This window comes from Bacillus sp. FAU18 (genome assembly GCF_056033885.1).
Map to the genome: position 1 here is coordinate 120,016 of NZ_JBVYHZ010000004.1, position 22,384 is coordinate 142,399.

Genomic DNA, 22,384 nt, shown 5'->3' on the forward strand with positions numbered 1-22,384 from the left:
ATCAGTTTTTCATAAATTAAAACAAAATGGAGGAATTACAAATGGCTTTAAATATCGAAGAAATCATTGCTTCCGTTAAAGAAGCAACTGTACTTGAATTGAACGACCTAGTAAAAGCAATCGAAGAAGAATTTGGCGTAACTGCTGCTGCTCCTGTAGCTGTAGCTGGCGGAGCTGCTGCAGGCGGAGCTGCTGAAGAGCAAAGCGAATTCGATCTTATCCTTGCTGGTGCAGGATCTCAAAAAATCAAAGTTATCAAAGTTGTACGTGAAATCACTGGTCTTGGCTTGAAAGAAGCTAAAGAACTTGTTGACAACACTCCAAAACCACTTAAAGAAGGTATTGCTAAAGAAGAAGCTGAAGAGCTTAAAGCTAAACTTGAAGAAGTTGGCGCTTCTGTAGAAGTTAAGTAATCTTCACTTACCTGTAGGGGAAGCTCGCTTTTATGAGGCGAGCTTTTTCTTTGCCATTCTTTAAGCCATGAAAAAAGGAGGTTCTAATAATGAGTGAGCACTATTATTCAGAAAAACCTTCAGTGAAAAGCAACAAGCAAACCTGGTCTTTTAGGCTTCGGAATAAAGATTTCACGTTTACCAGCGACAGCGGGGTTTTTTCTAAAAAAGAAGTTGATTTCGGTTCCCGCCTGCTGATTGATTCTTTTGAAGAGCCTGAGGTTGAGGGCGGCATTTTGGATGTAGGCTGCGGATACGGCCCGATTGGTTTATCGCTCGCCAGCGACTTTAAAGACCGGACTATCCACATGATTGACGTTAATGAGAGAGCCGTAGAACTATCAAATGAAAATGCGGAACAGAACGGAATAACAAACGTTAAGATTTATCAAAGCGATTTGTTTTCAAACGTTGATTCTGCTCAAACATTTGCTTCTATTCTTACAAATCCCCCAATCCGAGCCGGAAAAAAAGTTGTCCATGCTATCTTTGAGAAAAGCGCTGAACACTTAAAAGCTTCAGGTGAATTGTGGATCGTCATACAGAAAAAGCAAGGCGCGCCTTCTGCCATTGAAAAGCTCGAGGAACTGTTCGATGAAGTTTCTGTCGTTCAAAAAAAGAAAGGCTATTATATCATAAAAGCAAAAAAAGTTTGACTCGGTATTTTAACTATGTTAATATTGTAAAATGCCAATGTATATATTTTGCTTGATATGATGAATTGTCAATATCTATGTATAAATTATACAAGTATGGAAATGCTAATAAAATCGGTATTTGTTTTTGGATGTGGTTTTCTTAATTAGAAACCCTTTTTTCTTTTGTCTTGTAAAAGTATTTTCTTTCTTTGGAAGAAATGCTTATTACACATATAATACGCATGATTTGAGGGGTGAATCAGTTGACAGGTCAACTAGTTCAGTATGGACGACACCGCCAGCGCAGAAGCTATGCTCGCATTAGCGAAGTGTTAGAATTACCAAATCTCATTGAAATTCAAACCTCTTCTTATCAGTGGTTTCTTGATGAGGGTCTTAGAGAGATGTTTCAAGACATATCACCAATTGAGGATTTCACTGGTAACCTCTCTCTTGAGTTCATTGATTATAGTTTAGGTGAGCCTAAATATCCTGTAGAGGAATCAAAAGAACGTGATGTGACTTACTCAGCTCCGCTAAGAGTGAAGGTTCGTTTAATTAACAAAGAAACTGGAGAGGTAAAAGACCAAGATGTCTTCATGGGTGATTTCCCTATTATGACAGATACAGGTACTTTTATCATTAACGGTGCGGAACGTGTTATCGTTTCCCAGCTTGTTCGGTCTCCAAGTGTATATTTCAGTGGTAAAGTAGACAAAAACGGTAAAAAAGGTTTTACCGCAACTGTCATTCCAAACCGTGGCGCATGGTTAGAATACGAAACTGATGCGAAAGATGTTGTTTATGTCCGCATTGATCGCACACGTAAGTTGCCGGTTACGGTTCTTTTGCGTGCTCTCGGCTTCGGCTCCGATCAAGAGATTCTTGATCTCATAGGAGAAAACGAATACTTACGAAATACGCTTGATAAAGATAACACAGAAAACAGCGACAAAGCGTTGCTGGAAATTTACGAGCGTCTCCGTCCTGGAGAGCCGCCTACAGTAGAAAATGCGAAAAGCTTGCTTGATTCTCGTTTCTTTGATCCGAAACGATACGATCTTGCCAATGTAGGACGCTATAAAATTAATAAAAAACTTCATATTAAGAATCGCCTCTTCAATCAGAGACTTGCTGAAACGCTTGTTGATCCTGAAACAGGAGAAATCCTTGCTGAAAAAGGCCAGATTCTTGATAGAAGAACACTTGATAAAGTACTGCCATACTTAGAAAACGGAATCGGTTTCAGAAAGCTGTATCCGAATGGCGGCGTTGTTGAAGATGAAGTGACTCTTCAATCAATTAAAATCTTTGCTCCGACTGATCAAGAAGGAGAACAGGTTATTAATGTAATCGGCAATGCTTACATCGAAGAAGAGATTAAAAACATCACGCCTGCTGATATTATTTCTTCAATCAGCTACTTCTTCAACCTGCTGCACGGAGTAGGCGACACAGATGATATCGATCATCTTGGAAACCGCCGTTTACGTTCTGTAGGCGAGCTTCTCCAGAACCAATTCCGTATCGGTTTAAGCCGTATGGAGCGTGTGGTTCGTGAGAGAATGTCAATTCAAGATACGAATACAATTACGCCTCAGCAACTGATCAATATTCGTCCTGTTATTGCGTCCATTAAAGAGTTCTTTGGAAGCTCACAGCTTTCTCAATTCATGGATCAGACGAACCCGCTTGCTGAATTAACGCACAAGCGTCGTCTGTCAGCATTAGGACCGGGCGGATTGACACGTGAGCGTGCCGGAATGGAAGTGCGTGACGTTCACTACTCCCACTATGGCCGTATGTGTCCGATTGAAACGCCTGAGGGCCCGAACATCGGTTTGATCAACTCACTATCATCTTATGCAAAAGTAAACCGTTTTGGCTTTATTGAAACGCCATATCGCCGCGTTGACCCTGAAACAGGGAAGGTAACGGGCAGAATCGATTACTTAACTGCTGATGAAGAGGATAACTATGTTGTCGCTCAAGCGAATGCTCGTCTTGATGACGAAGGCGCCTTTATTGATGACAGCATCGTAGCTCGTTTCCGCGGGGAGAACACTGTTGTTTCCAGAAATCGTGTAGACTACATGGATGTATCGCCTAAGCAGGTTGTATCTGCTGCGACAGCATGTATCCCGTTCTTAGAAAACGATGACTCCAACCGTGCCCTCATGGGAGCGAACATGCAGCGTCAGGCTGTGCCTTTGATGCAGCCGGAAGCGCCATTTGTTGGAACTGGTATGGAATACGTATCAGGAAAAGACTCTGGTGCCGCTGTTATTTGTAAACACCCTGGTATCGTTGAACGCGTAGAAGCGAAAAACGTTTGGGTTCGCCGTTATGAAGAAGTAGACGGTCAAAAAGTAAAAGGAAACCTGGATAAATACAGCCTGCTGAAATTTGTCCGCTCTAACCAAGGTACGTGCTACAACCAGCGTCCGATCGTAAGTGTCGGCGATGAAGTGGTAAAAGGAGAAATCCTTGCTGACGGTCCTTCTATGGAGCTTGGTGAACTTGCACTTGGCCGTAACGTAATGGTCGGCTTCATGACATGGGATGGCTACAACTATGAGGATGCCATCATCATGAGTGAACGCCTAGTGAAGGATGATGTTTATACATCTATCCACATTGAAGAATACGAATCAGAAGCACGTGATACGAAACTTGGACCTGAAGAAATCACTCGCGATATTCCAAACGTCGGTGAAGATGCGCTTCGCAATCTTGATGACCGCGGAATCATCCGTATTGGGGCAGAAGTAAAAGACGGAGATCTTCTTGTTGGTAAAGTAACGCCTAAAGGCGTAACTGAACTGACTGCAGAAGAACGCCTTCTTCACGCCATCTTTGGCGAGAAAGCCCGCGAGGTTCGTGATACTTCTCTTCGTGTGCCTCATGGCGGCGGCGGAATTATCCATGACGTTAAAGTCTTCAACCGTGAAGACGGAGACGAACTTCCTCCAGGTGTTAACCAGTTAGTACGCGTATATATCGTTCAGAAACGTAAGATTTCTGAAGGGGATAAAATGGCCGGTCGTCACGGTAACAAAGGTGTTATCTCTAAGATTCTTCCTGAAGAAGATATGCCTTACCTTCCTGACGGCACACCAATTGATATCATGCTTAACCCGCTGGGCGTACCATCACGTATGAACATCGGGCAGGTATTGGAACTTCACATGGGTATGGCCGCTCGTTACCTTGGCATTCACATTGCATCTCCTGTATTTGACGGAGCGCGAGAAGAGGATGTCTGGGAAACACTTGAAGAAGCCGGCATGTCTCGTGACGCCAAAACAGTGCTTTACGACGGACGTACTGGAGAGCCGTTTGATAACCGTGTATCTGTCGGTATCATGTACATGATCAAACTAGCTCACATGGTTGACGATAAACTTCATGCACGCTCTACAGGCCCTTACTCACTTGTTACGCAGCAGCCTCTTGGCGGTAAAGCGCAATTTGGCGGACAGCGTTTTGGTGAGATGGAGGTTTGGGCACTTGAAGCTTACGGTGCGGCTTACACTCTTCAAGAAATTCTGACTGTTAAGTCTGATGACGTGGTTGGACGTGTGAAAACATACGAAGCCATCGTTAAAGGCGACAATGTTCCTGAACCAGGTGTTCCGGAATCATTCAAAGTATTAATCAAAGAACTTCAAAGCTTAGGTATGGATGTCAAAATCCTTTCTGGTGATGAAGAAGAAATAGAAATGAGAGATTTAGAAGACGAAGAAGATGCGAAACAAGCTGACGGCCTGGCATTATCAGGTGATGAAGAGCCGGAAGAAACAGCATCTGCAGACGTTGAACGCGATGTAGTAACAAAAGAATAATCTCTAGTTATAAAGGCAAGTGACATCGGTTAATCCGAAGATAAAAAGGGAGGTAGGCCCCTTGCTAGATGTGAACAATTTTGAGTATATGAACATCGGTCTTGCTTCACCAGATAAAATCCGTTCATGGTCTTTTGGTGAAGTGAAAAAGCCTGAAACGATAAACTATCGTACGTTAAAACCTGAAAAGGACGGTCTATTCTGCGAACGCATTTTCGGACCGACTAAGGACTGGGAATGTCATTGCGGGAAGTACAAGCGAGTTCGTTATAAAGGCGTAGTTTGTGACCGCTGCGGAGTCGAAGTAACACGGGCTAAAGTCCGTCGTGAGAGAATGGGGCACATTGAACTGGCTGCCCCAGTTTCCCACATTTGGTATTTCAAAGGTATTCCAAGCCGTATGGGTCTTGTGCTGGATATGTCACCTCGTGCTTTAGAAGAAGTCATTTACTTTGCTTCTTACGTTGTAACTGATCCGGCGAATACACCGCTTGAAAAGAAACAGCTTCTGTCTGAGAAAGAATATCGTGCTTATCTTGATAAATACGGTAATAAATTCCAAGCATCTATGGGTGCTGAAGCAATTCATAAACTTCTTCAAGATATCGATCTTGTAAAAGAAGTTGATATGTTAAAAGAAGAGCTGAAAACTTCACAAGGACAACGCCGTACTCGTGCGATCAAACGTCTTGAAGTTTTAGAAGCCTTCCGTAACTCAGGAAACAAGCCTTCTTGGATGATCCTTGATGTGCTTCCTGTTATTCCTCCGGAGCTTAGACCGATGGTTCAGCTAGATGGCGGACGTTTTGCGACTTCTGATTTGAATGACCTTTATCGTCGTGTCATCAACCGTAACAATCGTTTGAAACGCCTTTTGGACCTTGGTGCGCCTAGCATCATCGTTCAAAACGAAAAGCGTATGCTTCAAGAGGCTGTCGATGCTCTAATTGACAACGGCCGCCGCGGACGCCCTGTAACAGGTCCTGGTAACAGACCGTTAAAATCTCTTTCTCACATGCTGAAAGGGAAGCAAGGCCGTTTCCGTCAAAACCTTCTTGGTAAACGTGTCGATTACTCCGGACGTTCTGTAATCGTTGTTGGTCCTCATTTGAAAATGTACCAATGCGGATTACCGAAGGAAATGGCGCTTGAACTTTTCAAACCTTTCGTTATGAAAGAACTTGTTGAAAAAGGTCTTGCTCACAACATTAAGAGTGCGAAACGCAAAATTGAGCGCGTACAGCCTGAAGTTTGGGATGTACTAGAATCAGTTATTAAGGAGCACCCGGTACTGCTGAACCGTGCCCCTACACTTCACAGATTAGGTATCCAGGCGTTTGAACCAACGCTTGTTGAAGGACGCGCAATCCGTCTTCACCCGCTCGTATGTACAGCTTACAACGCTGACTTTGACGGTGACCAAATGGCGGTTCACGTACCATTATCTGCTGAAGCACAAGCTGAAGCACGCATCTTGATGCTTGCTGCTCAAAACATCTTGAACCCTAAAGATGGTAAACCGGTTGTAACACCGTCTCAGGATATGGTACTAGGTAACTATTATCTGACACTTGAGCGTGCCGGTGCTGTCGGCGAAGGTATGGTCTTCAAGAATACAGACGAAGCGCTTCTTGCTTATCAAAACGGATATGTTCACCTTCATACGAGAGTAGCTGTTGCAGCTAACTCACTTAAGAATGTGACATTTACCGAAGAACAGCGCTCAAAATTGTTAATTACAACTGTCGGTAAGCTTGTCTTCAATGAAATTCTTCCGGAATCATTCCCTTACATGAATGAACCAACGAAGAGCAACATTGAAGAGAAAACACCTGATCGTTTCTTCTTAGAAAAAGGTGCTGACGTTAAAGCTGTTATCGCACAGCAGCCAATCAATGCGCCGTTTAAAAAAGGCATTCTGGGTAAAATCATCGCGGAAATCTTTAAACGATTCCATATTACGGAAACGTCTAAAATGCTTGACCGCATGAAAAACCTAGGTTTCAAATATTCAACAAAAGCTGGTATTACAGTTGGGGTTTCTGACATCGTCGTACTCGATGATAAACAAGAAATTCTTGAAGAAGCGCAAAGCAAAGTTGACAACGTTATGAAGCAGTTCCGCCGCGGTCTTATCACTGAAGAAGAACGCTATGAGAGAGTCATCTCTATCTGGAGTGCTGCAAAAGACGTTATTCAAGGCAAACTGATGAAATCACTTGATGAACTCAACCCGATCTACATGATGAGTGACTCTGGTGCCCGTGGTAACGCATCTAACTTTACGCAGCTTGCCGGAATGCGCGGCCTGATGGCTAACCCGGCTGGACGTATCATTGAGTTGCCGATCAAATCAAGTTTCCGTGAAGGTCTGACAGTATTGGAGTACTTTATCTCCACACACGGTGCGCGTAAAGGTCTTGCCGATACCGCTCTTAAAACTGCTGACTCAGGTTACCTTACACGCCGTCTCGTTGACGTTGCGCAGGATGTTATCATTCGTGAAACTGATTGCGGAACTGACCGAGGCATTCTTGCTAAGCCTCTTAAAGAAGGAACCGAAACAATTGAGCGCTTAGAAGAACGCTTAATCGGACGTTTTGCAAGAAAACAAGTGAAGCACCCTGAAACAGGTGAAGTGCTTGTGAATGAAAACGAACTGATTGATGAAGATAAAGCACTGGAGATTGTCGAAGCCGGCATTGAAGAAGTGTGGATCCGTTCTGCCTTCACATGTAATACGCCTCATGGTGTATGTAAACGATGCTATGGCCGAAATCTTGCAACTGGCTCCGATGTTGAAGTCGGTGAAGCTGTCGGAATCATTGCTGCCCAATCAATCGGTGAGCCTGGTACACAGTTAACAATGCGTACATTCCATACAGGCGGGGTTGCCGGAGACGATATCACACAGGGTCTTCCGCGTATCCAAGAGCTTTTCGAAGCGCGTAATCCGAAAGGTCAGGCAACAATTACAGAAATCGACGGTACAGTCGTTGAGATCAATGAAGTTCGTGATAAGCAACAGGAAATTGTGGTTCAAGGCGCAGTGGAAACACGTTCTTATACGGCACCTTACAACTCCCGCCTGAAAGTAGCGGAAGGAGATAAAATTACTCGAGGCCAAGTACTGACAGAAGGTTCAATCGATCCGAAAGAACTTCTTAAAGTGACTGACCTGACGACTGTTCAAGAGTATCTTCTCCATGAGGTTCAAAAGGTTTACCGTATGCAGGGTGTTGAAATCGGTGATAAACACGTAGAAGTAATGGTTCGCCAGATGCTTCGCAAAGTACGCGTAATTGATGCTGGTGACACTGATGTGCTTCCAGGTACATTGCTTGATATTCACCAATTTACTGAAGCGAACAAAAAGGTATTGCTTGAAGGCAATCGACCTGCTACAGGCCGTCCTGTCTTACTCGGTATTACAAAAGCATCTCTTGAAACTGATTCATTCTTATCTGCTGCTTCCTTCCAGGAAACAACACGTGTCCTTACAGATGCAGCGATCAAAGGTAAGCGTGACGAGCTTCTCGGCTTGAAAGAGAATGTTATCATCGGTAAGCTTGTTCCAGCTGGTACAGGAATGATGAAATACCGTAAAGTAAAACCAGTATCAAATGTTCAGCCGACTGACGATATGGTTCCGGTTGAATAACTGATTTCATTCTGCTGAAAGACTGTTTTTGCGGTCTTTCAGCAGATATATTTATGAAAAAGTCACTCTATGAGAAGATAGAAACTAAAAAATGTCATACCTTGTTGACATTCGTCTCCTAGAATGATAATATAACCAAGGTGCTCGAAATAAACCTGTTACTTTGGAGGATATGTTTATGTCTTATGATAAAGTATCACAGGCCAAATCAATTATTATTGGTACGAAGCAAACAGTGAAAGCTCTAAAGCGAGGTTCAGTAAAGGAAGTAGTCGTTGCAAAAGACGCAGATCCGATACTCACGTCAAGTGTTGTTTCACTTGCTGAAGATCAAGGTATCTCTGTCTCAATGGTTGAATCCATGAAAAAGCTCGGCAAAGCCTGCGGAATTGAGGTAGGAGCAGCCGCTGTTGCCATTATTTTATAACGTACTTTTGTTTTTGCGTAAGATTCCATCTTGTGTAAAGACATTGTTTTTTGCCTTTTGATGAACCACCTGGGTATGTGGGTTATAAAACGTAATGAAGGGAGGAAAAATTCATGCCTACAATTAATCAGCTAATTCGCAAAGGACGCGTGAGTAAAGTAGAAAACTCAAAGTCTCCTGCACTTAACAAAGGATACAACAGCTTTAAAAAAGAGCACACTAACGTATCTTCTCCACAAAAACGCGGGGTATGTACTCGTGTTGGTACAATGACACCGAAAAAACCGAACTCAGCACTTCGTAAATATGCTCGTGTTCGTTTGACTAACGGAATCGAGGTTACTGCTTACATTCCTGGTATCGGTCACAACCTGCAAGAGCACAGTGTTGTACTTATCCGCGGCGGACGTGTAAAAGACTTACCAGGGGTACGTTACCACATCGTTCGTGGTGCGCTTGATACTGCTGGAGTTGAAAACCGTGCACAAGGCCGTTCTAAATACGGTACGAAAAAACCTAAAGCAAAATAATATACGAAAATACGCATAATTGATGAAGGGAGGATATTCAGATGCCACGTAAAGGTCCTGTAGCAAAAAGAGATGTTTTACCTGATCCGATTTACAACTCTAAGCTTGTATCTCGTCTAATCAACAAAATGATGATCGATGGTAAAAAAGGTAAGTCTCAAACAATCCTATACAAGTCATTCGATATCATTAAAGAACGTACTGGCAATGATGCAATGGAGGTTTTCGAACAAGCATTGAAAAACATCATGCCTGTACTTGAAGTAAAAGCACGCCGTGTAGGTGGTGCGAACTACCAAGTTCCTGTAGAAGTTCGTCCTGAACGTCGTACGACTCTTGGACTTCGCTGGTTAGTTAACTACGCTCGTCTTCGCGGAGAAAAAACGATGGAAGAGCGTTTAGCTAACGAAATCCTTGACGCAGCTAACAACACTGGTGCTGCTGTTAAGAAACGTGAAGACACTCATAAGATGGCTGAAGCAAACAAAGCATTTGCTCACTATCGCTGGTAGGATTTATAGATTAACAAAACACAATTTCCTAATAAGGAAGGAGAAATTACCCAATGGCAAGAGAGTTCTCCTTAGAAAAAACTCGTAATATCGGTATCATGGCTCACATCGATGCCGGTAAAACGACTACTACAGAACGTATCTTGTTCTATACTGGTCGTATCCACAAAATTGGTGAAACTCATGAAGGAGCTTCACAAATGGACTGGATGGAGCAGGAACAAGAACGTGGTATCACAATCACTTCCGCTGCGACAACTGCTCAGTGGAAAGGATACCGCGTAAACATCATCGATACTCCAGGACACGTAGACTTCACAGTTGAAGTTGAACGTTCTCTTCGTGTACTTGATGGTGCTGTTGCTGTACTTGACGCGCAATCAGGCGTTGAGCCTCAAACAGAAACTGTTTGGCGTCAGGCAACAACTTATGGAGTACCGCGTATCGTTTTTGTTAACAAAATGGACAAAATCGGTGCAGACTTCCTTTACTCTGTAGGAACTTTAAGAGACCGTCTTCAAGCAAACGCTCATGCAATTCAATTGCCGATCGGTGCTGAAGATAACTTCGAAGGTATCATTGACCTTGTAGAAAACGTTGCGTATTTCTACGAAGATGACCTCGGAACTCGTTCTGATGCAAAAGAAATCCCTGAAGAGTACAAAGAGCAAGCTGAAGAGCTTCGCAACAGCCTTATTGAAGCTGTATGTGAGCTTGATGAAGAGCTTATGGATAAGTACCTTGAGGGTGAAGAAATCACAATTGACGAGTTAAAAGCAGGAATTCGTAAAGGTACATTAAATGTTGAATTCTACCCTGTTCTTGTTGGTTCTGCCTTCAAAAACAAAGGTGTTCAACTAGTACTTGATGCTGTTCTTGACTACCTTCCTGCACCAACTGATGTTGCTGCAATCAAAGGTACACGTCCTGATACAAATGAAGAGATTGAGCGTCATTCTTCTGACGAAGAGCCATTCTCTGCATTAGCATTTAAGGTTATGACTGACCCTTACGTTGGTAAGTTGACGTTCTTCCGTGTGTACTCTGGAACACTTGATTCTGGTTCATACGTGAAAAACTCTACTAAAGGCAAACGTGAGCGTGTTGGACGTATTCTTCAAATGCACGCTAACAGCCGTGAAGAAATCTCTACTGTATACGCAGGGGATATCGCAGCTGCTGTAGGTCTAAAAGATACAACTACTGGAGATACTCTATGTGATGAGAAGGATCTTGTTATCCTTGAGTCAATGGAATTCCCAGAACCAGTTATCGACGTTGCTATTGAGCCTAAATCAAAAGCTGACCAAGATAAAATGGGTATCGCTTTAGCGAAACTTGCTGAAGAAGATCCTACATTCCGTACTCAAACAAACCCAGAAACTGGCCAAACGATCATCTCTGGTATGGGTGAACTTCACCTTGATATCATTGTTGACCGTATGAAACGCGAATTTAAAGTAGAAGCCAATGTTGGTGCTCCTCAAGTTGCGTACCGTGAAACATTCCGTACCGGTGCAAAAGTTGAAGGTAAATTCGTACGTCAGTCTGGTGGACGCGGTCAGTTCGGACACGTTTGGATCGAATTCGAACCAAACGAAGAAGGCGCTGGCTTTGAATTTGAAAATGCGATTGTCGGTGGGGTTGTTCCTCGTGAATACATCCCAGCTGTTCAAGCAGGTCTGGAAGATGCACTTGAAAATGGTGTACTAGCAGGCTTCCCGCTTATCGACATTAAAGCTAAACTTTTCGACGGTTCTTACCATGATGTTGACTCAAACGAAATGGCATTTAAAGTTGCTGCTTCTATGGCATTGAAAAATGCAGTCAGCAAATGTAACCCAGTTCTTCTTGAACCAATCATGAAAGTAGAAGTGGTTATTCCAGAAGAATACATGGGAGATATCATGGGTGATATCACTTCACGTCGCGGACGCGTAGAAGGTATGGAAGCACGCGGTAACGCTCAAGTTGTTCGCGCTATGGTTCCTCTTGCTGAAATGTTCGGTTACGCTACTGCACTTCGTTCTAATACGCAAGGTCGCGGTACGTTCACTATGCACATGGATCACTACGAAGAAGTGCCGAAGAGCGTCGCAGAAGAAATTATCAAAAAAAATAAAGGCGAATAATTGATTTTGCCGCTTAACTCAAGTATAACTACTATTGTAAGATGAGGAAGTGAAAGCTTTCTTTCACTTCCTATCACTCTATACATTACTAATTAAAAGCTCTTAAGGAGGATTTTAGAATGGCTAAAGAAAAATTCGACCGTTCCAAATCACATGCCAATATTGGTACAATTGGACACGTTGACCATGGTAAAACAACTTTAACTGCTGCTATCACAACAGTACTTCATAAGAAATCTGGTAAAGGTACAGCTATGGCGTACGATCAAATTGATGGTGCTCCAGAAGAACGTGAGCGCGGTATCACAATCTCTACTGCACACGTTGAGTACGAAACTGAAACTCGTCACTATGCACACGTTGACTGCCCAGGACACGCTGACTATGTTAAAAACATGATCACTGGTGCTGCGCAAATGGACGGAGCTATCCTTGTAGTATCTGCTGCTGATGGCCCAATGCCACAAACTCGTGAGCACATCCTTCTTTCTAAAAACGTTGGTGTACCATACATCGTTGTATTCTTAAACAAATGCGACATGGTAGACGACGAAGAGCTTCTTGAACTAGTTGAAATGGAAGTTCGCGATCTTCTTAGCGAATACGACTTCCCTGGTGATGATGTACCAGTTGTTAAAGGTTCTGCTCTTAAAGCTCTTGAAGGAGACGCTGAGTGGGAAGCTAAAATCTTCGAACTTATGGATGCGGTTGATGAGTACATCCCAACTCCAGAACGCGACACTGAAAAACCATTCATGATGCCAGTTGAGGACGTATTCTCAATCACTGGTCGTGGTACAGTTGCTACTGGCCGTGTAGAACGCGGACAAGTTAAAGTCGGTGACGAAGTTGAAATCATCGGTCTTCAAGAAGAGAACAAGAAAACAACTGTTACAGGTGTTGAAATGTTCCGTAAGCTTCTTGATTACGCTGAAGCTGGTGACAACATTGGTGCCCTTCTTCGCGGTGTATCTCGTGAAGAAATCCAACGTGGTCAAGTACTTGCTAAACCAGGTACAATCACTCCACACAGCAAATTCAAAGCTGAAGTTTACGTTCTTTCTAAAGAAGAGGGTGGACGTCATACTCCATTCTTCTCTAACTACCGTCCTCAGTTCTACTTCCGTACAACTGACGTAACTGGTATCATCCATCTTCCAGAAGGCGTAGAAATGGTTATGCCTGGAGATAACACTGAAATGAACGTTGAACTTATTTCTACAATCGCTATCGAAGAAGGAACTCGTTTCTCTATTCGTGAAGGCGGACGTACTGTTGGTTCAGGCGTTGTTTCTACAATCACTGAGTAATAGTATGATTTTAAACGAGACCCCTGCGGGTCTCGTTTTTTGTTTGCTTATCTTTTTCTTGTATAATAGGATCTATCATATTCGAGGGGTTAATATTTATGATTCCTGAAAAGAAATCAATCGCAATCATGAAAGAATTAAGCATTGGAAATACAAAGCAAATGCTGATGATTAATGGAGTTGACGAGAAAAATCCATTGCTGCTTTTTTTACATGGCGGGCCGGGAACGCCGCAAATCGGATATGTTAGACATTATCAAAAAGAGCTGGAACAGTATTTTACAGTAGTTCATTGGGATCAGAGAGGATCGGGGCTTTCTTATTCTAAGCGAATTTCGCATCACTCTATGACAATAAATCACTTCATTAAAGATACAATCCAAGTCACTCAATGGCTTTTAGCTCATTTTTCAAAATCAAAACTTTACCTAGCCGGTCATTCTTGGGGGTCAATATTGGCGCTTCATGTGCTGCAGCAGTGTCCTGATTTATTTTACGCGTATTATGGAATCAGCCAGGTTGTTAACCCTCACGATGAAGAATCAACTGCTTATCAACATATTCGTGAAATTTCTGAATCAAAAAAAGCCAGCATGTTATCTTTCCTCACACGTTTCATTGGTGCTCCGCCTTGGAAGCAGGATATCCAGCACCTTATCTATCGGTTTTGTGTCGAGCTAAGCAGGGGAGGATTCACTCGCCGTCATCGTCAATCTCTAGCTGTATTATTTCAAATGCTTACTGGCAATGAGTATGGAGTGCGGAACATGCACAGCTTCCTCAATGGATTGCGCTTCAGTAAAAAACATTTAACTGATGAGTTGTACCGGTTTAATGCTTTTACATCAGTTCCTTCTATTAAAGTACCGTGTGTTTTCATTTCAGGGAAACATGACTTAATTGTTCCTGCTGAAATATCGAAACAGTATTATCAAGAACTTGAGGCACCCGAAAAGGGCTGGTTTCAATTTGAGAACTCAGCTCACACCCCGCATATTGAGGAGCCGTCATTATTCGCGAACATATTAAGTCGACATGCACGACACCATTTATGATAGATCCTTGATAAATAAGAAAAACCCCTGTATAATAAAAAAAGTGTGCAAACCATGCATATTTTAAATAAGTCTTGCAACATGCGCCTATTTTCTGTATAATGGTGTATGTTGGTCTTTGACTGCGATGAAGTGAGAGGTTGCTGACACACCCGGCCGCTTTGCCATGGCAAGGTGTTCAGGTTTTTCTCACGGAGAACTGTCTAACGTGATGTAGGCGAAAAGGAGGGAAAATAATGGCAAAACAAAAAATTCGTATTCGTTTGAAAGCATATGATCATAGAATCCTTGATCAATCTGCAGAGAAGATTGTTGAAACGGCAAAACGTTCTGGTGCCAGCGTATCTGGTCCGATTCCGTTGCCAACTGAAAAATCAGTTTACACAATCCTTCGTGCGGTGCACAAATACAAAGATTCTCGTGAGCAATTTGAAATGCGTACACATAAACGTTTAATCGACATTGTGAACCCAACACCACAAACTGTTGATGCTCTTATGCGATTAGACTTACCATCTGGTGTCGATATCGAAATTAAACTTTAATTCTAAAATATAGAATGATCTTAATAGGAGGTGTGACGAATGACCAAAGGAATCTTAGGAAGAAAAATTGGTATGACGCAAGTATTCGCTGAGAATGGTGATCTTATTCCGGTAACTGTTATCGAGGCTGCTCCAAACGTTGTTCTTCAAAAGAAAACAGCTGAAAACGACGGTTACGAAGCAATCCAGCTTGGTTTTGACGACAAGCGTGAAAAGCTTTCTAACAAACCTGAAAAAGGACACGTTGCAAAAGCGGAAACTGCTCCTAAGCGCTTCGTTAAAGAATTACGCGGAGTGGAAATGGATGCGTATGAAGTTGGTCAGGAAGTCAAGGTTGAAATTTTCTCTGCTGGAGAAATCGTAGATGTAACAGGAGTATCTAAAGGTAAAGGTTTCCAAGGTGCGATCAAGCGCCACGGACAATCTCGCGGACCTATGTCTCACGGTTCACGCTACCACCGTCGTCCTGGTTCAATGGGACCTGTAGATCCTAACCGTGTATTCAAAGGTAAATTATTACCTGGACGTATGGGCGGAGAGCAAATCACTGTTCAAAACCTTGAAATCGTAAAAGTTGATGCAGAACGCAATCTTCTTTTGATCAAAGGTAACGTACCTGGTGCGAAGAAATCTTTAATCACTGTTAAAAGTGCTGTTAAATCTAAATAATTCTCTTAGGAAAGGAGGAAATTGATTATGCCAAAAGTAGCATTATACAACCAAAACGGTTCTACTGCTGGTGACATCGAATTAAACGCTTCTGTATTTGGTATCGAACCAAATGAGAGTGTTGTATTCGACGCTATTCTTATGCAAAGAGCTTCCTTACGTCAAGGAACTCACAAAGTAAAAAATCGTTCTGAAGTACGCGGCGGAGGTCGTAAACCATGGCGTCAAAAAGGTACTGGACGTGCCCGTCAAGGTTCAATCCGTTCACCGCAATGGCGCGGAGGTGGTGTCGTTTTCGGCCCAACACCACGCAGCTATTCTTATAAATTACCTAAAAAAGTTCGCCGCTTGGCAATCAAATCAGTATTGTCTTCTAAAGTGATCGACAACAACATCATCGTTCTTGAAGATCTTACTCTTGATACGGCTAAAACAAAAGAAATGGCAGCTATCCTTAAAGGATTATCTGTTGAGAAAAAAGCTTTAATTGTAACTGCGGATGCAAACGAAGCAGTAGCATTATCTGCTCGTAACATTCCTGGAGTTACTGTTGTTGAAGCTAACGGAATCAACGTTTTAGACGTTGTCAACCACGAGAAGCTTCTGATTACAAAAGCAGCGGTTGAAAAAGTAGAGGAGGTGCTTGCATAATGAAAGATCCTCGTGATGTTCTAAAGCGCCCCGTCATTACTGAACGTTCTGCTGATTTAATGACTGAAAAAAAATATACTTTTGAAGTTGATGTAAGAGCTAACAAAACAGAAGTGAAAGACGCGGTTGAAAGCATCTTTGGAGTGAAAGTTGACAAAGTCAACATCATGAACTACAAAGGCAAATCAAAACGTGTTGGACGCTACACTGGTATGACTAGCCGTCGCAGAAAAGCGATCGTAAAACTTACTGCAGACAGCAAAGAAATCGAAATTTTTGAAGCTTAATTATCTGTAAAAAGAAGGAGGGAAATTCAAAATGGCGATTAAAAAGTATAAACCGACCTCTAATGGACGTCGTGGCATGACAACTTCAGATTTTGCTGAAATCACGACTGACAAGCCGGAAAAATCCTTGCTTGCTCCCCTTCACAAAAAAGGCGGACGTAACAACCAAGGTAAATTGACTGTACGTCACCAAGGTGGCGGACATAAACGCCAATACCGTGTTATCGACTTCAAACGCGATAAAGATGGTATACCTGGACGCGTTGCTACAGTTGAATACGATCCAAACCGTTCAGCTAACATCGCTCTAATCAACTATGCAGACGGAGAAAAACGTTACATTCTTGCTCCTAAAGGAATTCAAGTAGGTACTGAAATCATGTCAGGTCCTGAAGCTGACATTAAAGTAGGTAATGCACTTCCACTTATCAACATCCCTGTTGGTACAGTTGTGCATAACATTGAATTAAAACCTGGTAAAGGCGGACAGCTTGTACGTTCAGCTGGTACATCTGCTCAGGTTCTTGGTAAAGAAGGTAAATACGTTCTTGTACGTCTTAACTCTGGTGAAGTTCGCATGATCCTTTCTGCTTGCCGTGCTTCTATCGGTCAAGTAGGTAACGAACAGCACGAACTTATCAACATTGGTAAAGCTGGACGTTCTCGCTGGAAAGGCATCCGTCCTACAGTTCGTGGTTCTGTAATGAACCCTAACGATCACCCACACGGTGGTGGTGAAGGACGTGCGCCAATCGGACGTAAATCACCAATGTCTCCATGGGGCAAACCAACTCTTGGATTCAAGACTCGTAAGAAAAAGAACAAATCCGATAAATTTATCGTACGTCGTCGTAAAAATAAATAACGGGGTTGTCTACGGTTCTTTTCGGACCGTAGTGCAATCACGAAGGGAGGTTCCAAAATGGCTCGCAGCTTAAAAAAAGGACCATTTGTCGATGGACACTTGATGACTAAAATCGAGAAATTAAATGAAACAGACAAGAAACAAGTCGTAAAAACTTGGTCTCGTCGTTCTACTATTTTCCCACAGTTTATTGGTCACACAATCGCAGTCTATGACGGACGTAAACACGTGCCTGTATTCATTTCTGAAGATATGGTAGGGCACAAGTTGGGTGAATTCGCTCCAACTCGTACGTACAAAGGTCATGCTAGTGATGACAAAAAAACAAGACGCTAAGAGAGGAGGCTTTTAAATGCAAGCTAAAGCTGTTGCAAGAACAGTCCGTATTGCTCCTCGTAAAGCACGTCTAGTAATGGACCTGATTCGAGGCAAGCAAGTAGGTGAGGCAGTATCAATCTTGAACCTTACACCAAGAGCTGCTTCTCCAATTATCGAGAAAGTATTAAAATCCGCTATTGCAAATGCTGAGCATAACTATGAAATGGACGCTAACAACCTGGTTATTTCTCAAGCATTCGTTGACGAAGGCCCTACGTTAAAAAGATTTCGCCCACGTGCTATGGGACGTGCGAGCCAAATCAACAAACGTACGAGCCACATTACAATCGTTGTATCAGAAAAGAAGGAGGGATAAGTAGTGGGTCAAAAGGTAAATCCAGTCGGTCTTCGTATCGGAGTCATTCGTGATTGGGAATCTAAGTGGTACGCTGGTAAAGATTACGCTGACTTCCTGCACGAAGATTTAAAAATTCGTGAATACATTAGCAAACGCCTTTCTGACGCTTCTGTTTCTAAAGTAGAAATCGAGCGTGCAGCAAACCGCGTTAACATTACGATCCACACAGCTAAGCCTGGTATGGTTATCGGTAAAGGCGGTTCTGAAGTCGAAGCACTTCGCAAAGCCCTTAACAGCCTTACTGGCAAGCGTGTACACATTAACATTCTTGAAATCAAAAGAGCAGATCTTGATGCACAGTTAGTTGCTGACAACATCGCTCGTCAATTAGAAAACCGTGTTTCTTTCCGCCGTGCGCAGAAACAACAAATCCAACGTACTATGCGTGCTGGAGCACAAGGTGTGAAAACAATGGTTTCTGGTCGTCTTGGCGGTGCAGATATCGCTCGTTCTGAATACTACAGTGAAGGAACTGTTCCATTGCACACATTACGTGCGGACATTGACTATGCAACATCTGAAGCTGATACTACTTACGGTAAGCTTGGTGTGAAAGTCTGGATCTATCGTGGAGAGGTTCTTCCTACTAAGAAGAAAACTGAGGAAGGAGGAAAATAATATGTTATTACCAAAACGCGTTAAATATCGCAGAGAGCATCGCGGAAAAATGCGTGGCCGTGCGAAAGGCGGTACTGAAGTACATTTCGGTGAATTCGGTATCCAAGCTCTTGAAGCTTCTTGGATTACTAACCGTCAAATCGAAGCTGCACGTATTGCGATGACTCGTTACATGAAACGTGGCGGTAAAGTTTGGATCAAAATTTTCCCTTCTAAACCTTACACTGCTAAACCACTTGAGGTACGTATGGGATCCGGTAAAGGGGCTCCTGAAGGTTGGGTAGCTGTTGTAAAACCGGGCAAAGTTTTATTTGAAATTTCTGGTGTGTCTGAAGAGGTTGCTCGTGAAGCGCTTCGCCTTGCATCTCACAAATTGCCAATTAAAACGAAGTTCGTAAAACGTGAAGAAATTGGTGGTGAATCAAATGAAAGCTAATGAAATTCGTGACCTTACCACTGCTGAAATTGAACAAAAAGTAAAGTCTCTTAAAGAAGAACTTTTCAATCTTCGCTTTCAATTAGCGACAGGACAACTTGAAAATACTGCTCGCATTCGTGAAGTGCGCAAAGCTATCGCGCGCATGAAAACTGTGATTCGTGAAAGAGAAATTGCTGCTAATAAATAATCACTGAGGGGAGGTCGTGAGCATGAGCGAACGTAACCAACGCAAAGTTTACCAAGGCCGTGTTGTTTCTGACAAAATGGATAAAACCATTACTGTTGTTGTTGAGACATACAAAAAACATACACTTTACGGTAAACGCGTAAAATACTCAAAAAAATTCAAAGCACATGATGAAAATAATCAAGCTAAAATCGGTGACATCGTTAAGATCATGGAAACTCGTCCATTGTCTGCAACTAAGCGTTTCCGTCTAGTTGAAGTTGTCGAAGAAGCTGTTATTATCTAATAAAGTTCGGAATTCTTTTTCCGAAGGGAGGTAACAAATAATGATTCAACAAGAGACTCGTTTAAAAGTAGCTGACAACTCTGGCGCACGTGAAGTACTTACTATTAAAGTTCTTGGTGGTTCTGGACGCAAAACAGCTAACATTGGTGATGTAATTGTTTGCACGGTTAAACAAGCAACACCAGGAGGCGTTGTCAAAAAAGGTGAAGTCGTAAAAGCTGTTATCGTTCGCACTAAAAGCGGAGCGCGCAGAAGTGACGGTTCATACATCAGCTTCGATGAGAATGCATGTGTTATCATCCGTGACGACAAGAGCCCACGCGGAACTCGTATCTTCGGACCAGTTGCTCGTGAATTGCGTGAAAACAACTTTATGAAAATTGTTTCTCTAGCTCCAGAAGTTATCTAATGAAATAAATGCCTTACTCAAGGAGGTGCGATCAGGATGCATGTAAAAAAAGGCGATAAAGTTATGGTTATCTCTGGTAAAGATAAAGGCAAACAAGGAACAATCCTTGCTGCTTTCCCTAAAAAGGACCGCGTTTTAGTTGAAGGTGTTAACATGGTAAAGAAACACTCTAAACCAACTCAAGCTAACCCTCAAGGCGGTATTTCTAATCAAGAGGCGCCAATTCATGTATCAAACGTTATGCCGCTCGATCCTAAAACAGGTGAAGTGACTCGCGTAGGATACAAAGTGGAAGATGGCAAAAAAGTTCGTGTAGCAAAAAAATCTGGGCAAGTTCTAGATAAATAGTATTAAAAGGAAGGGAGGTCTATCTCATGAACCGCCTTAAAGAAAAGTACAATAAAGAAATTGCACCTGCTTTAATGACTAAGTTCAACTATGATTCAGTCATGCAAGTGCCTAAAATCGAAAAAATCGTAATCAACATGGGTGTTGGTGACGCTGTTCAAAACGCCAAAGCAATCGACAGTGCTGTTGAAGAATTAACGTTTATCGCAGGTCAAAAACCTGTCGTTACTCGTGCGAAGAAATCAATTGCTGGATTCCGTCTTCGTGAGGGAATGCCTATCGGTGCGAAAGTAACTCTTCGCGGAGAGCGCATGTATGATTTCCTTGATAAACTTATTTCTGTATCTTTACCGCGTGTACGTGACTTCCGCGGGGTTTCTAAAAAATCTTTCGACGGTCGCGGTAACTACACACTTGGTATCAAAGAACAGTTAATCTTCCCTGAAATTGACTACGATAAAGTAACAAAGGTTCGCGGAATGGACATCGTTATCGTAACAACTGCTAATACTGACGAAGAAGCTCGTGAGCTATTAACTCAAGTAGGTATGCCGTTCCAGAAATAATCAATGAAAGGGAGGCGAAATCGTGGCTAAAAAGTCTATGATTGCGAAACAACAACGTACACCAAAGTTTAAAGTACAAGAGTACACACGCTGTGAACGCTGCGGACGTCCGCATTCAGTCATTCGTAAATTTAAACTTTGCCGTATTTGTTTCCGTGAGCTTGCATATAAAGGACAAATTCCTGGCGTGAAAAAAGCCAGCTGGTAATCCCCAAGAAAGGGAAGGAGGTAATTATATAATGGTTATGACAGATCCAATTGCAGATATGCTAACTCGTATTCGCAATGCAAACATGGTACGTCATGAGAAGCTTGAAATTCCTGCTTCTAAATTGAAAAGAGAAATTGCTGAAATTTTAAAGCGTGAAGGTTTCATTCGTGACGTTGAGTTCGTAGAAGACAGCAAACAAGGTATCATCCGCGTTTTCTTGAAATACGGACAAAACAACGAGCGCGTTATCACTGGTCTTAAAAGAATCAGCAAGCCTGGTTTGCGTGTTTATGCTAAATCTAATGAAGTACCTCGCGTACTTAACGGTCTTGGAATCGCGATTATTTCTACATCACAAGGTGTTTTAACGGACAAAGAAGCCCGTGCAAAACAAGCTGGTGGAGAAGTTCTAGCATACGTTTGGTAAGAAGTTTAACATGAATGGAGGTGTTTGGTATGTCTCGTGTAGGTAAGAAGCTACTTGAGATTCCTTCTGATGTTACAGTAACGTTAAATGATAACAACACTGTAGCTGTGAAAGGACCAAAAGGAGAATTAACTCGTACGTTTCACCCTGATATGGAGATTAAAGTAGAGGACAATGTGCTTACAGTCGCTCGTCCTTCTGATCAAAAAGAGCACCGTGCCCTGCATGGTACGACTCGCAGTCTGCTTGGCAACATGGTTGAAGGTGTATCTAAAGGATTTGAAAGAGGTTTGGAATTAGTCGGTGTCGGTTACCGTGCTTCTAAATCCGGAAATAAACTTGTTTTAAACGTTGGATACTCTCATCCTGTTGAGATCGTTCCTGAAGAAGGCATCGAAATCGAAGTTCCTTCTCAAACAAAAGTAGTTGTAAAAGGTACAGACAAAGAACGCGTAGGAGCTATTGCTGCTAACATCCGCGCTGTACGTTCTCCAGAGCCTTACAAAGGTAAAGGAATCCGCTACGAAGGTGAAGTTGTTCGCCGTAAAGAAGGTAAATCTGCTAAGTAAGATCGCTTA

27 protein-coding genes are annotated in these 22,384 nt (G+C 42.6%); all 27 read left to right on the forward strand.

What is annotated here, in order from left to right; genetic code table 11:
* The first annotated feature begins 41 nt into the window (after positions 1 to 41).
* The 27 genes from rplL (at position 42) to rplF (ending at position 22,375) form a co-directional block, all read left to right on the forward strand.
* Positions 42 to 413, forward strand: coding sequence for a 50S ribosomal protein L7/L12 (rplL, locus tag AC0OMU_RS11670; protein ID WP_003156436.1), 372 nt, complete (start codon positions 42 to 44; stop codon positions 411 to 413).
* Between the two features lie 89 nt (positions 414 to 502).
* Complete coding sequence (locus tag AC0OMU_RS11675) at positions 503 to 1,108, forward strand: class I SAM-dependent methyltransferase (RefSeq protein WP_003235045.1); 606 nt, start codon at positions 503 to 505, stop codon at positions 1,106 to 1,108.
* A gap of 245 nt (positions 1,109 to 1,353) precedes the next feature.
* The gene (rpoB, locus tag AC0OMU_RS11680; RefSeq protein ID WP_009966326.1) at positions 1,354 to 4,935 is read left to right on the forward strand and encodes a DNA-directed RNA polymerase subunit beta; all 3,582 of its coding nucleotides are present in this window, start codon (positions 1,354 to 1,356) and stop codon (positions 4,933 to 4,935) included.
* A gap of 61 nt (positions 4,936 to 4,996) precedes the next feature.
* Positions 4,997 to 8,596 (forward strand): DNA-directed RNA polymerase subunit beta', encoded by a 3,600-nt coding sequence (gene rpoC, locus AC0OMU_RS11685; protein WP_004399688.1) that lies wholly within the window; start codon positions 4,997 to 4,999, stop codon positions 8,594 to 8,596.
* A 178-nt stretch (positions 8,597 to 8,774) separates the two neighbouring features.
* Entirely contained in the window at positions 8,775 to 9,023 is a 249-nt protein-coding gene (locus AC0OMU_RS11690; protein ID WP_003225778.1) for a 50S ribosomal protein L7ae-like protein, read from the forward strand.
* Between the two features lie 113 nt (positions 9,024 to 9,136).
* On the forward strand, positions 9,137 to 9,553 hold the full coding sequence (gene rpsL / locus AC0OMU_RS11695) for a 30S ribosomal protein S12 (protein ID WP_003225781.1): 417 nt from the start codon (positions 9,137 to 9,139) through the stop codon (positions 9,551 to 9,553).
* Between the two features lie 41 nt (positions 9,554 to 9,594).
* Entirely contained in the window at positions 9,595 to 10,065 is a 471-nt protein-coding gene (gene rpsG, locus AC0OMU_RS11700) for a 30S ribosomal protein S7 (RefSeq protein WP_003225784.1), read from the forward strand.
* 53 nt (positions 10,066 to 10,118) lie between these two features.
* Complete coding sequence (fusA, locus tag AC0OMU_RS11705) at positions 10,119 to 12,197, forward strand: elongation factor G (RefSeq protein ID WP_003235056.1); 2,079 nt, start codon at positions 10,119 to 10,121, stop codon at positions 12,195 to 12,197.
* 119 nt (positions 12,198 to 12,316) lie between these two features.
* Entirely contained in the window at positions 12,317 to 13,507 is a 1,191-nt protein-coding gene (gene tuf, locus AC0OMU_RS11710) for an elongation factor Tu (RefSeq protein WP_003235058.1), read from the forward strand.
* 98 nt (positions 13,508 to 13,605) lie between these two features.
* Positions 13,606 to 14,562 (forward strand): alpha/beta fold hydrolase, encoded by a 957-nt coding sequence (locus AC0OMU_RS11715; RefSeq protein WP_474241196.1) that lies wholly within the window; start codon positions 13,606 to 13,608, stop codon positions 14,560 to 14,562.
* A gap of 236 nt (positions 14,563 to 14,798) precedes the next feature.
* Complete coding sequence (gene rpsJ / locus AC0OMU_RS11720; RefSeq protein WP_003156464.1) at positions 14,799 to 15,107, forward strand: 30S ribosomal protein S10; 309 nt, start codon at positions 14,799 to 14,801, stop codon at positions 15,105 to 15,107.
* 39 nt (positions 15,108 to 15,146) lie between these two features.
* Positions 15,147 to 15,776: a 50S ribosomal protein L3 gene (gene rplC / locus AC0OMU_RS11725; protein WP_004399671.1), complete on the forward strand. Its 630-nt coding sequence runs from the start codon at positions 15,147 to 15,149 to the stop codon at positions 15,774 to 15,776.
* A gap of 27 nt (positions 15,777 to 15,803) precedes the next feature.
* Positions 15,804 to 16,427, forward strand: coding sequence for a 50S ribosomal protein L4 (gene rplD / locus AC0OMU_RS11730; protein WP_004399658.1), 624 nt, complete (start codon positions 15,804 to 15,806; stop codon positions 16,425 to 16,427).
* Complete coding sequence (gene rplW, locus AC0OMU_RS11735; RefSeq protein ID WP_003156467.1) at positions 16,427 to 16,714, forward strand: 50S ribosomal protein L23; 288 nt, start codon at positions 16,427 to 16,429, stop codon at positions 16,712 to 16,714. The genes rplD and rplW overlap by 1 nt, the downstream gene beginning before the upstream one ends.
* Positions 16,715 to 16,745: 31 nt before the next feature.
* Positions 16,746 to 17,579, forward strand: coding sequence for a 50S ribosomal protein L2 (rplB, locus tag AC0OMU_RS11740; protein WP_003225795.1), 834 nt, complete (start codon positions 16,746 to 16,748; stop codon positions 17,577 to 17,579).
* Between the two features lie 57 nt (positions 17,580 to 17,636).
* The gene (rpsS, locus tag AC0OMU_RS11745) at positions 17,637 to 17,915 is read left to right on the forward strand and encodes a 30S ribosomal protein S19 (protein WP_003156472.1); all 279 of its coding nucleotides are present in this window, start codon (positions 17,637 to 17,639) and stop codon (positions 17,913 to 17,915) included.
* Between the two features lie 16 nt (positions 17,916 to 17,931).
* Positions 17,932 to 18,273, forward strand: coding sequence for a 50S ribosomal protein L22 (gene rplV, locus AC0OMU_RS11750; protein WP_003156475.1), 342 nt, complete (start codon positions 17,932 to 17,934; stop codon positions 18,271 to 18,273).
* 3 nt (positions 18,274 to 18,276) lie between these two features.
* A complete protein-coding gene (gene rpsC, locus AC0OMU_RS11755; RefSeq protein ID WP_003242001.1) occupies positions 18,277 to 18,933 on the forward strand; it encodes a 30S ribosomal protein S3 in 657 nt (218 codons plus the stop codon).
* Position 18,934: 1 nt separating this feature from the next.
* On the forward strand, positions 18,935 to 19,369 hold the full coding sequence (rplP, locus tag AC0OMU_RS11760) for a 50S ribosomal protein L16 (protein ID WP_003225801.1): 435 nt from the start codon (positions 18,935 to 18,937) through the stop codon (positions 19,367 to 19,369).
* Entirely contained in the window at positions 19,359 to 19,559 is a 201-nt protein-coding gene (gene rpmC / locus AC0OMU_RS11765) for a 50S ribosomal protein L29 (RefSeq protein WP_003156482.1), read from the forward strand. The genes rplP and rpmC overlap by 11 nt, the downstream gene beginning before the upstream one ends.
* Positions 19,560 to 19,581: 22 nt before the next feature.
* Positions 19,582 to 19,845, forward strand: a complete 264-nt coding sequence (gene rpsQ, locus AC0OMU_RS11770; RefSeq protein WP_003225804.1) for a 30S ribosomal protein S17 — start codon at positions 19,582 to 19,584, stop codon at positions 19,843 to 19,845.
* 40 nt (positions 19,846 to 19,885) lie between these two features.
* The gene (gene rplN, locus AC0OMU_RS11775; protein WP_003225805.1) at positions 19,886 to 20,254 is read left to right on the forward strand and encodes a 50S ribosomal protein L14; all 369 of its coding nucleotides are present in this window, start codon (positions 19,886 to 19,888) and stop codon (positions 20,252 to 20,254) included.
* Between the two features lie 36 nt (positions 20,255 to 20,290).
* Positions 20,291 to 20,602, forward strand: a complete 312-nt coding sequence (rplX, locus tag AC0OMU_RS11780) for a 50S ribosomal protein L24 (RefSeq protein ID WP_003156486.1) — start codon at positions 20,291 to 20,293, stop codon at positions 20,600 to 20,602.
* Positions 20,603 to 20,628: 26 nt separating this feature from the next.
* Positions 20,629 to 21,168, forward strand: a complete 540-nt coding sequence (gene rplE / locus AC0OMU_RS11785; RefSeq protein ID WP_003225809.1) for a 50S ribosomal protein L5 — start codon at positions 20,629 to 20,631, stop codon at positions 21,166 to 21,168.
* A gap of 22 nt (positions 21,169 to 21,190) precedes the next feature.
* Positions 21,191 to 21,376 (forward strand): 30S ribosomal protein S14, encoded by a 186-nt coding sequence (gene rpsN, locus AC0OMU_RS11790; protein ID WP_003156488.1) that lies wholly within the window; start codon positions 21,191 to 21,193, stop codon positions 21,374 to 21,376.
* 31 nt (positions 21,377 to 21,407) lie between these two features.
* The gene (gene rpsH / locus AC0OMU_RS11795; RefSeq protein WP_003241998.1) at positions 21,408 to 21,806 is read left to right on the forward strand and encodes a 30S ribosomal protein S8; all 399 of its coding nucleotides are present in this window, start codon (positions 21,408 to 21,410) and stop codon (positions 21,804 to 21,806) included.
* 29 nt (positions 21,807 to 21,835) lie between these two features.
* The gene (gene rplF / locus AC0OMU_RS11800; protein WP_004399690.1) at positions 21,836 to 22,375 is read left to right on the forward strand and encodes a 50S ribosomal protein L6; all 540 of its coding nucleotides are present in this window, start codon (positions 21,836 to 21,838) and stop codon (positions 22,373 to 22,375) included.
* Positions 22,376 to 22,384 lie beyond the last annotated feature (9 nt).